This is a genomic window from Mycobacterium sp. 050128, assembly GCF_036409155.1.
GTDB lineage: Bacteria > Actinomycetota > Actinomycetes > Mycobacteriales > Mycobacteriaceae > Mycobacterium.
Genome location: NZ_JAZGLW010000004.1, coordinates 486,021 through 498,800 on the forward strand (window position 1 = coordinate 486,021; position 12,780 = coordinate 498,800).

A 12,780-nucleotide genomic window follows, 5' to 3' on the forward strand; every position below is an offset into this window, starting at 1 on the left:
GCGACGGTCCTGCACCGGGTCGCCGACACCGCGGCCAACAGGCATGAAACCGCAGGTAGAGGCGATAATCCCGCTCATCGCCCGGACGGCTCGGCGGCCGCTCAGATGCCGAATCCGGGCGTTCTCAGCGATGCCGAAGCATGCGGCGGAGAGCATGTGTGGGCGCGGCACAAGCTGGGCATTTAACCTCGTAACCAGGGGGTCGGGTTAGATTTCGTCAGGAAGCGTGAGTACGGTCGTCTCCGCTGGGACCAAGTGCCCGGCAGAGACACGAGATTGATCTAGATACGGAGGAATCGTGGCCCTTCCCCAGTTGACCGACGAGCAGCGCGCGGCCGCGTTGGAGAAGGCGGCTGCCGCACGTCGAGCACGAGCAGAGCTGAAAGACCGTCTCAAGCGCGGTGGCACCAACCTGACCCAGGTGCTCAAGGACGCCGAGAGTGATGAAGTCCTTGGCAAGATGAAGGTGTCTGCGCTGCTTGAGGCGTTGCCGAAGGTGGGCAAGGTCAAGGCGCAGGAAATCATGACCGAGCTGGAGATCGCTCCGACCCGCCGCCTGCGTGGTCTCGGCGACCGTCAGCGCAAGGCCCTGCTGGAAAAGTTCGGCTCCGCCTAGTTCGCCGACGATGCAGGCCGAAAGGCCTGAGGAGAAGGCGGACCATCAAGCACGGCCGACCTGCGGCGATGCAGGCCAGACGGCGTGCGGGCGCGCCGACTCAGGGGCGCCAGTGAACGTCGACGAGGGACCGGACGCCGAGCACCGCGCACGGCCTGAGCCATCCGGCAAGGGGCGTGTGGTGGTGCTGTCCGGTCCCTCAGCGGTCGGCAAGTCAACAGTGGTTCGGTGCCTGCGCGAGCAGGTACCGAACCTGCATTTCAGTGTCTCGGCCACGACGCGGGCGCCGCGGCCAGGCGAAGTCGACGGCGTCGACTACCACTTCGTCAGTCCCGCCCGTTTCCAGCAACTCATCGACGAGGGCGCCCTGCTGGAGTGGGCCGAAATCCACGGCGGACTGCAGCGATCGGGCACTCCGGCGGCGCCGGTCCGGGCCGCGACCAGCTCGGGATTTCCGGTGCTCATCGAGGTGGACCTGGCCGGAGCCAGGGCGATCAAGAAGGCAATGCCAGAGGCCATCACCGTGTTCCTGGCCCCGCCCAGCTGGGCGGATCTGGAGGCCAGGCTCCTCGGGCGTGGCACCGAAACGCCGGAGGCCATGGCGCGCCGCCTGCAGACCGCCCGGGAGGAACTGGCAGCTCAAGATGACTTCGACCAGGTCGTGGTCAACAGTCAATTGGAGTCTGCGTGCGCGGAATTGGTATCCTTGCTGGTGGGAAACGCGCCTGGGGCGGCTTGAGCCGACTCGTCAGACGCGATCACGAATCAAAGTTTCCAGCTGTTTCAACCGCTCTTCAACGAGACCGAGCGCCAGGAGAAAGTCTTAAGTGAGTATTTCGCAGTCCGACGCGTCGCTGACCGCCGTGGATCAATTCGATCCTTCGGCGGGCGGACCCCGCGCCTACGACACCCCGCTGGGCATCACCAACCCGCCCATCGACGAGTTGCTCGACCGCGTGTCGAGCAAGTATGCGCTGGTGATCTACGCGGCCAAGCGCGCCCGGCAGATCAACGATTACTACAACCAGCTCGGCGAGGGCATCCTCGAGTACGTCGGCCCGCTGGTCGAGCCGGGGCTGCAGGAGAAGCCGCTCTCGATCGCGATGCGCGAGATCCACGCCGACCTGCTCGAGCACACCGAGGGCGAGTAACAGGACGGAGCCGGGCGCTGTGATCAGGTCTGAGAGCCGCTTCAACGAAGAAGGGCCGGCGTAGGTGGATCGCAAGCGGATCGTCGTCGGTGTCTCCGGCGGTATCGCCGCCTACAAGGCGTGCACCGTCGTCCGGCAGCTCGCCGAGGCGGGCCATGAGGTCCGCGTCATCCCGACCGAATCCGCGCTGCGCTTCGTCGGCGCCGCCACTTTCGAGGCCCTGTCCGGGCAGCCGGTGCATACCGGTGTCTTCACCGACGTCCCCGAGGTGCCGCACGTCCGGCTCGGCCAGCAGGCCGACCTGGTCGTGGTGGCGCCGGCCACCGCGGACCTACTGGCCCGCGCGGTGCACGGCCGCGCCGACGATCTGCTGACCGCGACGCTGCTCACGGTGCGATGTCCGGTGCTGTTCGCCCCGGCGATGCACACCGAGATGTGGTTACACCCGGCCACCGTCGACAATGTGGCGACATTGCGCCGTCGGGGCGCTGTTGTGCTGGAACCGGCGTTTGGACGGCTCACCGGCGCGGACAGCGGCAAAGGACGGCTTCCGGAGGCCGAAGAGATCACCACCCTGGCTCAGCTGCTGCTGGAGCGCGGCGACGCGCTGCCCTACGACCTGGCCGGCCGCAAGCTCCTGGTGACCGCCGGCGGCACCCGCGAGCCGATCGATCCGGTCCGTTTCATCGGCAACCGCAGCTCCGGCAAGCAGGGCTACGCCGTCGCACGGGTCGCCGCCCAGCGCGGCGCGGAGGTCACGCTGATCGCGGGCCACACCGTCGGGCTCATCGACCCGGCCGGCGTCGAGGTGGTGCACATCAGCTCGGCGCAGCAGCTCGCCGACGCGGTGTCGAAGCACGCGCCCGCCGCCGACGTGTTGGTGATGGCGGCCGCGGTCGCTGACTTCCGGCCCGCGCACGTTGCCGCCGCGAAGATAAAAAAGGGTCTCAACGATGCCGACGACGCCCCGACCATCGAGTTGGTGCGCAACGACGACGTGCTGGCCGGCGCGGTCCGCGCGCGAGCGCACGGGGAGCTGCCCAACATGCGGGCCATCGTCGGATTCGCCGCCGAGACCGGCGACGCCAACGGCGACGTGCTGTTCCACGCGCGAGCGAAGTTGCGGCGCAAGGGATGTGACCTGCTGGTGGTCAACGCGGTTGGCGACGGCAGGGCGTTCGAGGTGGACAGCAACGACGGCTGGCTGTTGACGTCCGACGGAACCGAGGCCGCGCTGCAGCACGGATCGAAGACACTGATGGCCAGTCGCATCGTTGACGCCATCGTCACTTTTCTGCAGGGCGAGAGCGGATAGCCCGCGCAATGCGCCCAGCGGATGGTTGCTAGAAAGGTTGCAATCACGACCGGCTTCGCCGGTCGGGCTGCAGACCGCTTAAAATAATTTGTCTAACTAACGTTTAGGCAAGACGGAAGGATGGCAGGGTGAGCGAAAAGGGTCGGCTGTTTACCAGTGAGTCGGTGACCGAGGGGCATCCCGACAAGATCTGCGACGCGATCAGCGACTCGGTCCTCGACGCGCTTTTGGCGGAGGATCCGCGCTCACGGGTCGCGGTCGAGACGCTGGTGACCACCGGGCAGGTGCACGTGGTCGGCGAGGTCACCACGACCGCCAAGGCGGCGTTCGCCGACATCACCAACACGGTGCGCGCGCGCATCCTCGAGATCGGCTACGACCACTCCGACAAGGGCTTCGACGGCCTGACCTGCGGTGTGAACATCGGTATCGGCGCGCAGTCGCCCGACATCGCCCAGGGCGTCGACACCGCCCACGAAGCCCGCGTCGAGGGCGCGGCGGACCCGCTGGACTCCCAGGGCGCCGGCGACCAGGGTCTGATGTTCGGGTACGCGATCAACGACACCCCGGAGCGGATGCCGCTGCCCATCGCGCTGGCCCACCGGCTGTCGCGCAAGCTCACCGAGGTCCGCAAGAACGGGACGCTGCCGTACCTGCGTCCCGACGGCAAGACGCAGGTCACCATCGCCTACGAGGACGACGTCCCGGTCCGGCTGGACACCGTGGTCGTCTCCACCCAGCACTCCGACGGCATCGACCTGGAGAAGACGCTGGACCCCGACATCCGTCGGCACGTGCTGCAGACCGTGCTCGAGGAGCTGGCGCACGACACGCTGGACTCGTCGTCGACGCGGGTGCTGGTCAACCCGACCGGCAAGTTCGTCCTCGGCGGGCCGATGGGTGACGCGGGCCTGACCGGCCGCAAGATCATCGTCGACACCTACGGTGGCTGGGCGCGCCACGGCGGCGGCGCCTTCTCCGGCAAGGATCCGTCCAAGGTGGACCGGTCGGCGGCGTACGCGATGCGCTGGGTGGCGAAAAACATCGTTGCGGCCGGGCTGGCGGAGCGCGTCGAGGTGCAGGTGGCCTACGCGATCGGCAAGGCCGCCCCGGTCGGGCTGTTCATCGAGACGTTCGGCACCGCGACGGTCGACCCGGTCAAGATCGAGAAGATCGTGCCCGAGGTGTTCGACCTGCGGCCCGGCGCGATCGTTCGCGACCTGGACCTGCTGCGCCCGATCTACGCCCAGACCGCCGCGTACGGCCACTTCGGCCGTACCGACATCGAGCTGCCGTGGGAGCAGCTGAACAAGGTCGACGACCTCAAGCGCGCCATCTAGCCCGGCAGCGGGTGGTCGGCGTCCAGCGCGGGCAGTCCGTCGATGCTGTGCAGATTGCGGTCGATGGAGCGCTCGTAGGTCGCGGCGCTCGCCTTGGCGTGATAGGTCTCGAGCACCGGCCGTTCGTCGACGAGCTCGTAGTACGGCACCGCGTATCCGCAGGCGTCGGCGATCCGCTCGACGTCGACGACGATCGCGGCCCGCACGCCCGCATGCTGGCCGCCGAAATGGTTTAGCAGACTGGGGAATTCGGCGTCGTCCGGGCGCACGACACGTCCGGTGCCGAACAGTCGCAGGATCCGCGAGTTTCGGGTGAATGAGCAGAACATCAGGGTGATCCGGCCGTTGTCGCGCAGGTGGGCGATCGTTTCCACGCCGCTGCCGAACAGGTCGAGGTAGGCCACGCGGTGATCGTCGAGTACCGCGAAGGTGTCGCGATATCCCTTGGGGGAGAGGTTGATTCGGCCGCCTTCGGAGGGTGCGGTGGCGACGAAGAACATGGCCTGGCTGTCGATGAATTCGCGCAGCGACTCGTCGAGACGCGAAAACTCCTTGGTCACGCGTGCAGCTTAGCCGGTGGTGAATCGGTAGTCTTCGAGGTCGAAACGACGGCTGCGCCAGTAGGCCTGCACCGTGGTGGCCGGACGGAGCGGCACGTCACCGTTCTTGTCGAAGTAGTAGCTGTTGGCCAGTTGGCAGCTGTCCTGCCAGAAGATCTGGCGGTGCCGCTTGCGCATCATCTCCTCGAAGTAGCGGCTGTTGGCGGCTTCGGTCACCTCGACGCGTGCCGCGCCGGTGCGCCGGGCCCGCTTCAGGCACCGGACGATGTGGTGGGTCTGCGTCTCGATCAGCGCGAAATACGAAGAGCCGACGTAGCCGTACGGGCCCATGACGCAGAACATATTCGGGAACCCCGGAACGCTGACGCCCTCATAGGCCTGCAGCCGGTGCGAGTCCCAGAACTCGGTCAGCGTGCTGCCGCCGATTCCGGTGATCGAGAAGGTCGGCATGTGGTCGGCGTCCATCACCTTGAAACCGGTCGCCAGCACCAGCACGTCGATCTCGTGATTCTCGCCGTCGGTGGTGGCGACCGCCCCCGGCGTGATCTTGTCGATCGGCTCGGTGACCAGCCGCACGTTGTCCCGGTTGAACGTGGCCAGATATCCGTTGTGGAAGCCCGGTCGTTTGCAGCCGACCGCGTATTGCGGGGTGAGTTGCTCGCGCACCTGCGGGTCATCGACCTGTTGACGCAGGTAACGGCGACCGGCGACTCCCATCCGCCTGGCCAGTGGGAAGACGGTGAAGTACTGGGCGGCGATCGTGAAGGTCAGCTCGACGAACGCCTGGCTGAGCAGCCGCTGGGCGACTTTACCGCCGGGGATGCGCATCGCGGCGCGCAGCGGCGCGGGCAGCGGAACGTCGAATTTGGGGAAGCACCAGATCGGCGTGCGCTGAAATACGGTGAGCTGGTCGACAATTGGCGCGATCTCCGGGATGACCTGCACGGCCGAGGCGCCGGTCCCGATGACCGCGACGCGCTTGCCGGTCAGGTCCTTGCTGTGATCCCAGCGTGCGGTGTGCATGGTGATGCCGTCGAAGGAGTCCACGCCGTCGATGTCGGGCAGGTTCGGCACCGTCAGCACGCCGCTGGCGCTGATCAGAAACCTTGCCGTCAGTTCTCCCCCGGGATCGGTCTGCACGCGCCACACCGCCCGCTCGTCGTCGAATGCGGCGGAAATGACCTTGGTGTTCAACCGAATCCGCGATCTGATGCCGTATTTGTCGACGCAGTGTTCGGCGTAGGCCTTCAGCTCCCGGCCCGGCGCGTAGGTGCGCGACCAATGCCGGCTCTGCTCGAACGAGAACTGATAGGAGAACGACGGAATATCCACGCCGATCCCGGGATAGGTGTTCCAGTGCCAGGTCCCGCCGACTCCGTCGCCGGCCTCGATCACGAGGTAATCGGAGAGTCCGGCCTTGTCGAGCTTGATCGCGGCGCCGATGCCGGAGAATCCGGCTCCGACGATCACGGTGTGGTAGTCGGGCTGCATCTGCTAGGGGTACAGCGCCTTCCGTAGCGCCGTCAACCCGCGGTCGGTGGCCGCGGCAGCCGCGGGGATCACCGGGGCGAAGTTGACGAAGCCGTGGACCAGGGTCGGCTCGTTGCTCAGCTCCGCCGCAACGCCCGCCGCACTGAGCATCTCGGCATAGCGCGCACCGTCGTCGCGCAGCGGGTCGTGTTCGGCGATGCCGATGAAGGCCGGCGGCAAACCCGACAGGTCGGCGTTGGCCGGCGCAAGCGTGGCGGGCAACACCGTCGGGTCGGTGACGTCGATCTCCGGGGGCAGGTACCAGGTGAGGAAGGCCTCGATCACCTCTCGGTCCAGGATGGGCGCGAAGGCGTTCTCGGTGTGCGACGGCAGCGAAAGATCCGCGGTCACTACCGGATACCACAGCAGCTGGAACACCAGATCCGGCCCGGCGTTGTCGCGGGCCAGCACGGCCAGAACCGCGGCCAGGTTGCCGCCCGCCGAATCCCCGGCCACCGCAATGCGGCTCGGGTCGCCGCCCAGCGCGCCGGCGTGCGCGCCGACCCACTGCAGCGCGGCCCAGGCGTCGTTGACCCCGGCGGGATACGGATGCTCCGGCGCCAGCCGGTAGTCCACGGACACCACGATGGCCTCGGCGCCGACCGCGTGTGCGCGGGCGACGTGGTCGTGGGTGTCCAGGTCGCCCAGACAAAAGCCACCGCCGTGGAAGAAGACGACGACGGGGTAGGTCTCGGCCGGCGTGGGCGGCCAATAGATCCGGACCGCAATGTCGCTGCGCTCCCCGTGGCCGATGGTTCGGTCTTCAATCCGCAGGTCGGGCACCAATTCCGGCGGCACCTTGAGCATCTTGAGCCGCTCGCGCGCGAGCTCGACGCCATCGTCCGCGTTGAACGTCGTCGGGAACAGATCGAGCAACGCTTTCAACGTCGGATCGATCTCAGGCCGGGCGGTGTGCTCAATCATTCGTCCACCGTACGCCCGCTGTTCACCTATACAGCGCATTCCTTAGCGCCGCGAGCCCCCGGTCCGACCCGGCCGTGGCGGCGGGAACCACGCCCGCATAGCCGAGGTAGCCGTGCACCATCGTCTCGGCGTTGTGCACCTCGGCGGGTACGCCCGCGGCGGCCAGCGCCTTGCCGTAGGTGATGCCGTCGTCGCGCAGCGGGTCGTAGCCGGCGACGCCGATGTAGGCCGGTGGCAGGCCGGCCAGGTTCTTCGCCCGCCCCGGCGCCATTCCCACCGGCGGATTGGACAAGTCGAGATCGCCTGCGTACCAACGAGAGAACTGCGCGATCGCCCGGGTGTCCAGAATCGGCGCGGTCGCATTTTCGGCGAACGACGGCAGCGACTGGTCCCACATCACCGACGGATACCACAACAGCTGGAAGACAATCGACGGTCCGCCCTCGTCGCGAGTCTGCTGGGCGACCGCCGCGGCGATGTTGCCGCCCGCCGAATCCCCCGCAACGGCCAGCCGATCGGTGTCGGCCCCCAGCTCGGCACCGTGCTCGGCGACCCACTGCGTTGCCGCCCAAGCGTCTTCGACCGCAGCGGGATACGGATGCTCGGGAGCCAGCCGGTAGTCCACGGACACCACGATCGCGTCGGCGCCCACCGCGTGCTCGCGGGCGGTGCCGTCGTGGGTGTCCAGGTCGCCGATCACGAACCCGCCGCCGTGGAAGTAGACGACGACGGGCAGCATGGCGTCACCGGAATCGGTTGGCGGCCAATAGATTCTGATGGCGATAGCACCAGCCGAGCCGTCGATGGTGCGGTCCTCGACGCGCAATTCGGGGTGCACCGGCCGGCGCGGCAGATCGCGGAACCGCTGGCGCGCAGCGTCGATGCCGTCGTCGGTGGATAGCCGGAACGGAACCGCGTCGAGTACCTTCAGCAAGATGGGGTCGATAGGAGGTTTCTCGTCGGCTTTGTCGAAGCTGGGCATGGAGGTACCGTACGCACCCCGCGTGCTGGCCGGCTGCTGGGTGGCGGCCTGCTGGGCGGGCATCGCCTACGGCGTGTACCTGACCGTGATCGCGGTGCAGTCCCCACCGGGAACCGAGCTCACCGGGCATTGGGTGCTGCAGCCGCCGTTCAAGGCGTTGATGGCCGTGCTGCTGACCGTCGCCGCGTTCGCGCATCCGATCGTCAGCGAGCGGCGCTGGCTGATGGCCGCCATGCTGCTCTCGGCCACCGGCGACTGGCTGCTGGCGATCCCGTGGTGGACGATGTCATTTGTCTTGGGGCTGGCGGCATTTCTGTGCGCACACCTGTGCATCATGGGCGCGCTGGCTCCGTTAGTGGTCAAAGAGTCGCTGACGCGGACTCGCATCGCGGTGATGGCGGTGCTGTGCGTGACGGCGATCGCGCTGCTGGGCTGGTTCTGGCCGCACCTGGGTCCGCAGAACTTGACGGTCCCGGTGACGGTGTACGTGGTGGTGCTGACCGCGATGGCGTGCACCGCGATAGCGGCCCGGCTGCCGACGATCTGGGTGGCGGTGGGGGCGGCGTGCTTCATGGGGTCGGACACGATGATCGCGATCGGCCGGTTCATCCTGGGCAATGAGGCCCTGGCGGTGCCGATCTGGTGGCTGTATGCAGCGGCCCTGATCCTGATCACGGCGGGGTTCTTCTTCGGTCGTGACGTTGCCGCCTCTGACAATGACCGCGAGCCTGTCGAGGGCTGACTGTCGGTGGTTGCCGCTACGGTGTGGCCACGGACGGTAACGATGTGGGTTGACAACACTTTTGGCGACTCGAGGGCGCGGTGAGTACCCCGCGCGCACCCCTTGACGTGGAACCGATCGCCCGGGTGCTGCCGATGCTGTCGGTGCCGCACCTGGATCGCGAGTTCGATTACCTGGTGTCGGCCGAGCAATCCGACGACGCCCAGCCGGGGGTCCGAGTGCGGGTCCGGTTCCACGGCCGTCTGGTCGACGGGTTCGTGCTGGAGCGCCGCAACGACACCGACCACGTCGGCAAGCTGGGCTGGCTGGATCGCGTCGTGTCCGCCGAACCGGTGCTCACCCCGGAGATCCGCCGGCTGGTCGATGCCGTCGCGGCGCGTTACGCCGGGACCCGCCCGGACGTGTTGCGGCTGGCCATCCCGGCCCGGCACGCCAGGGTGGAGCGGGAACCCACGGCGATCGGGCCGCCACCGGTCGTGGCGCCCGTCGACCCGTCCCGTTGGGAGGTCTACGGGCGCGGCGATCAGTTCCTGACCGCGTTGGTCGAGTCGCGGGCAGCGCGTGCCGTGTGGCAGGCGCTGCCGGGGGAGCAATGGGCTGACCGGTTCGCCGAGGCGGCCGCGCAGACGGTCCGCAGCGGGCGCGCGGCGCTGGCGATCGTGCCCGATCAGCGGGATCTGGACGCGCTGTGGCTGGCGACGACCGCCCGGATCGACGAGGACAGCGTGGTCGCGTTGTCCGCGGGACTGGGACCGGCGGCGCGCTACCGGCGCTGGCTGGCGGCGTTGCGGGGTCAGGCGCGGCTGGTGATCGGCACGCGCAGTGCGGTTTTCGCGCCGCTGAACGACCTGGGGCTGGTCATGGTCTGGTCCGACGCCGACGACAGCCTGGCCGAGCCGCGGGCGCCCTACCCGCATGCCCGCGAGGTAGCGATGCTGCGTGCGCATCAGGCGCGGTGCGCCGCGCTGATCGGTGGCTACGCCCGCACCGCCGAGGCCCAGGCCCTGGTGCGCAGCGGCTGGGCCCACGACATCGTCGCGACGCGGCCGGTGGTGCGGGCCCGCACGCCGCGGGTGGTCGCCCTCGACGACACCGGCTACGCCGACGAACGCGACCCGGCGGCGCGCACCGCGCGGATTCCGTCCATCGCGCTGCGCGCCGCCCGGTCTTCGCTTCAGGCGGGGGCGCCGGTGCTGATCCAGGTGCCGCGCCGGGGTTATGTCCCGTCGCTGGCCTGCGGGCGCTGCCGCGCCATCGCCCGGTGCCGGCATTGCACCGGGCCACTTTCGTTGCAGGAGCGCGGACCCGCGGCGGTATGCCGGTGGTGCGGACGCGGCGAGCCGGCGCTGCGGTGTGCCCGGTGCGGGTCGGACGCGGTCCGCGCGGTGGTGGTCGGGGCCCGGCGCACCGCCGAGGAGCTGGGCCGCGCGTTCGCCGGTACGCAGGTCATCACCTCCTCGGGCGATGCGATCGTGGCCGAGGTCGCCGCCCATCCGGCGCTGGTGGTCGCCACGCCGGGCGCCGAACCCCGCGCGGACGGCGGGTATGGCGCGGCGCTGCTGCTCGACACCTGGGCACTGCTGGGCCGTCAGGATTTACGCGCCGCCGAGGATGCGCTGTGGCGCTGGATGAGTGCGGCGGCGCTGGTGCGGGCCCGCGGCGACGGCGGTGTGGTGACGGTGATCGCCGACTCATCCATTCCCACAGTGCAATCGCTGATCCGATGGGATCCGGTGGGCCACGCCGAGAGCGACCTGACGGCGCGCAGCGAGGTCGGGCTGCCACCCAGCGTCCACATGGCGGCCATCGACGGCAGCACCGACGCGGTGACGGCATTGCTGGACGAGGCCCACTTGCCCGCCGGCGCCGAGCAGCTCGGGCCGGTCGAGCTGCCGCCCGGGGTGCGACGTCCGCCGGGCACCCCGGCCGGCGTCCCGGTGATCAGGATGCTGGTGCGCGTGCGCCGCGAGCAGGGTCTGGAGTTGGCGGCGAGCCTGCGCCGCGGCGTCGGCATGCTCAGCGCCCGGCAATCCCACGAACCGGCCCGGGTGCAGATCGACCCGCCGCAGATTGGCTAGCTCGATTTTGCTGTCGTGCCGGCGACGCAAACCCGTGAGGTTGGTGAACTGGTCGTCCTACCGTTTTCGGCTTCGCTGGGCGAATCGCCTACCGTAGCGATAGTATTCATGAGCAATAGTTCCTTCCTACGGCATTCGTAGGCTGTCGACGGCCTTAGAAAAAGGGGAGCCACGATGTCCACGGAACACACGATGGAAGCCGGCGAGTCGCTGGACGTCATCACCGATGCGTTGCTCACCGCGTCGCGGTTGCTGGTCAGCATGTCTGCCCGGTCAATTGAGCAGGTCGACGAGAACATCACCATCGCACAGTTCCGCACCCTGGTGATCCTCTCCAACCGGGGCCCGGTCAACCTGGCCACGCTGGCCAACCTGCTGGGCGTGCAACCGTCGGCCACCGGACGCATGGTGGACCGGCTCGTCGCCGCCGGGCTGATCGACCGGCTGCCGCACCCCACGTCCCGGCGTGAGCTGATCGCCGCCCTGACCAAGCGGGGCCGCGAGGTGGTGCGTCGGGTCACCGCTCATCGACGCGCCGAAATCGCCGCCATCGTCGAGAAGATGCCGGCCGCCGAGCGTCACGGGCTGGTGCGGGCCCTGACGGCCTTCACCGCGGCCGGCGGAGAGCCCGACGCCAACCTCGACATCGACCTATGAAGGGCCTCAAACCTTTTCGGCGGTGAACAGGAGATATTCCCAGCGCATCGTGCCACCGGCCAGGTATTCCTCGGCCAATTCGATCAGTTGCGCGTCCAGCTCGGCGGCCAGCACCCGATTGCCGCTGATGTTGGCGTAGGCCTCGATCGTCGGGCCGTAGTGATTCTTGAAGTATTCGTGAACGGCTGTGGCACAGTCGAATCGGTTGACCTCCAGCATGCCCCGCACCGCTGCGACACGACGGGTGCGATCGCTGAGCAATCCGGCGACATAGCTTTCGCGTCCCCATAGGGCCGCTGGAGCGACGGCCGGCGAGAGACTGGGGCGGTAGGGCCTGATCGTCGCCAGCATCCGGCCGAAGAAACCCTGTGGGGTCCAGCTGATCACGCCGATCGTTCCGCCGGGCCGGCAGACCCGGGCCAGTTCGTCGGCCGCGAGCTGGTGATTGGGCGCGAATTGCACACCGATCGCCGACATCACGACGTCGAACTCGCCGTCGCCGAACGGCAGCGCATGCGCGTTGGCTTCCCGGTAGTCCAGCGTCAGCCCTTGCGCCGCGGCCCGCGCTTGGGATCGCGCCAGCAGTTCCGGTGTGAGATCGGTGGACACGACGGTGGCGCCCGTTTTGGCGGCGGGCAGCGAGATATTGCCCGAGCCGGCTGCGACGTCGAGCACCCGGACACCGGGGCCAATGCCGGTGGCAGCGACCAGAATCGGGCCCAGGGGAGCCATCACCTCCTCGGCCATCAACGCATAGTCGCCCAGCGCCCACATGGCGCGATGGGTGGCCGCAAGGTCTTCCGGGATGGTCACGTCGAGAGTCATCAGTCCTCCTGGGTATTCGGAACAGAGCTGCGCACCCGACGTCGTTGTCGTCGGCGGCAC

The 12,780-nt window shown here is 68.4% G+C and carries 13 protein-coding genes; 8 read left to right on the top strand and 5 right to left on the bottom strand.

The genetic code is table 11. The features are described from left to right. Window positions 1–298 precede the first annotated feature (298 nt). From mihF to metK, 5 genes are all read left to right on the top strand, one after another. Complete coding sequence (gene mihF / locus SKC41_RS25770) at window positions 299–616, top strand: integration host factor, actinobacterial type (protein ID WP_003407240.1); 318 nt, start codon at window positions 299–301, stop codon at window positions 614–616. A 112-nt stretch (window positions 617–728) separates the two neighbouring features. Continuing rightward, window positions 729–1,355 carry a guanylate kinase gene (gmk, locus tag SKC41_RS25775; protein ID WP_330980512.1) on the top strand — a complete coding sequence of 209 codons (627 nt, stop codon included), beginning with the start codon at window positions 729–731 and terminating at the stop codon, window positions 1,353–1,355. Between the two features lie 88 nt (window positions 1,356–1,443). Next, entirely contained in the window at window positions 1,444–1,767 is a 324-nt protein-coding gene (rpoZ, locus tag SKC41_RS25780; protein ID WP_090601543.1) for a DNA-directed RNA polymerase subunit omega, read from the top strand. 64 nt (window positions 1,768–1,831) lie between these two features. Then, complete coding sequence (gene coaBC / locus SKC41_RS25785; RefSeq protein ID WP_330980513.1) at window positions 1,832–3,082, top strand: bifunctional phosphopantothenoylcysteine decarboxylase/phosphopantothenate--cysteine ligase CoaBC; 1,251 nt, start codon at window positions 1,832–1,834, stop codon at window positions 3,080–3,082. Window positions 3,083–3,210: 128 nt separating this feature from the next. After that, complete coding sequence (gene metK, locus SKC41_RS25790; RefSeq protein WP_330980514.1) at window positions 3,211–4,422, top strand: methionine adenosyltransferase; 1,212 nt, start codon at window positions 3,211–3,213, stop codon at window positions 4,420–4,422. On the opposite strand, the gene SKC41_RS25795 is transcribed toward metK, so the two are convergent. Genes SKC41_RS25795 through SKC41_RS25810 form a run of 4 tightly spaced genes read right to left on the bottom strand, consistent with a single transcriptional unit; the run spans window position 4,419 to window position 8,418 of the window. Continuing rightward, on the bottom strand, window positions 4,419–4,982 hold the full coding sequence (locus tag SKC41_RS25795) for a pyridoxamine 5'-phosphate oxidase family protein (protein WP_330980515.1): 564 nt from the start codon (window positions 4,980–4,982) through the stop codon (window positions 4,419–4,421). The two genes, metK and SKC41_RS25795, sit on opposite strands and share 4 nt — an antisense overlap. A gap of 9 nt (window positions 4,983–4,991) precedes the next feature. Further along, entirely contained in the window at window positions 4,992–6,473 is a 1,482-nt protein-coding gene (locus tag SKC41_RS25800; protein WP_330980516.1) for a flavin-containing monooxygenase, read from the bottom strand. 3 nt (window positions 6,474–6,476) lie between these two features. Further along, a complete protein-coding gene (locus SKC41_RS25805) occupies window positions 6,477–7,436 on the bottom strand; it encodes an alpha/beta hydrolase (RefSeq protein ID WP_330980517.1) in 960 nt (319 codons plus the stop codon). A 22-nt stretch (window positions 7,437–7,458) separates the two neighbouring features. After that, on the bottom strand, window positions 7,459–8,418 hold the full coding sequence (locus SKC41_RS25810) for an alpha/beta hydrolase (RefSeq protein WP_330980518.1): 960 nt from the start codon (window positions 8,416–8,418) through the stop codon (window positions 7,459–7,461). Between SKC41_RS25810 and SKC41_RS25815 the strand changes: the two genes are divergently transcribed. The 3 genes from SKC41_RS25815 (at window position 8,417) to SKC41_RS25825 (ending at window position 11,895) form a co-directional block, all read left to right on the top strand. Continuing rightward, window positions 8,417–9,160: a lysoplasmalogenase gene (locus SKC41_RS25815; protein WP_330980519.1), complete on the top strand. Its 744-nt coding sequence runs from the start codon at window positions 8,417–8,419 to the stop codon at window positions 9,158–9,160. The genes SKC41_RS25810 and SKC41_RS25815 overlap by 2 nt on opposite strands. A gap of 134 nt (window positions 9,161–9,294) precedes the next feature. After that, the gene (locus SKC41_RS25820) at window positions 9,295–11,238 is read left to right on the top strand and encodes a primosomal protein N' (RefSeq protein ID WP_330980618.1); all 1,944 of its coding nucleotides are present in this window, start codon (window positions 9,295–9,297) and stop codon (window positions 11,236–11,238) included. 174 nt (window positions 11,239–11,412) lie between these two features. Then, window positions 11,413–11,895 carry a MarR family transcriptional regulator gene (locus tag SKC41_RS25825; RefSeq protein ID WP_330980520.1) on the top strand — a complete coding sequence of 161 codons (483 nt, stop codon included), beginning with the start codon at window positions 11,413–11,415 and terminating at the stop codon, window positions 11,893–11,895. A 6-nt stretch (window positions 11,896–11,901) separates the two neighbouring features. On the opposite strand, the gene SKC41_RS25830 is transcribed toward SKC41_RS25825, so the two are convergent. Continuing rightward, window positions 11,902–12,720 (bottom strand): class I SAM-dependent methyltransferase, encoded by an 819-nt coding sequence (locus tag SKC41_RS25830; RefSeq protein WP_330980521.1) that lies wholly within the window; start codon window positions 12,718–12,720, stop codon window positions 11,902–11,904. Window positions 12,721–12,780 lie beyond the last annotated feature (60 nt).

What these genes read in the sequence shown, in the direction of transcription:
- SKC41_RS25800 (WP_330980516.1), bottom strand. Translation starts at nt 6,473, where the DNA reads ATGCAGCCCGACTACCACACCGTGATCGTCGGAGCCGGATTCTCCGGC.
- SKC41_RS25805 (WP_330980517.1), bottom strand. Translation starts at nt 7,436, where the DNA reads ATGATTGAGCACACCGCCCGGCCTGAGATCGATCCGACGTTGAAAGCG.
- SKC41_RS25815 (WP_330980519.1), top strand. Translation starts at nt 8,417, where the DNA reads ATGGAGGTACCGTACGCACCCCGCGTGCTGGCCGGCTGCTGGGTGGCG.
- SKC41_RS25810 (WP_330980518.1), bottom strand. Translation starts at nt 8,418, where the DNA reads ATGCCCAGCTTCGACAAAGCCGACGAGAAACCTCCTATCGACCCCATC.
- SKC41_RS25820 (WP_330980618.1), top strand. Translation starts at nt 9,295, where the DNA reads ATGCTGTCGGTGCCGCACCTGGATCGCGAGTTCGATTACCTGGTGTCG.
- SKC41_RS25825 (WP_330980520.1), top strand. Translation starts at nt 11,413, where the DNA reads ATGTCCACGGAACACACGATGGAAGCCGGCGAGTCGCTGGACGTCATC.
- SKC41_RS25830 (WP_330980521.1), bottom strand. Translation starts at nt 12,720, where the DNA reads ATGACTCTCGACGTGACCATCCCGGAAGACCTTGCGGCCACCCATCGC.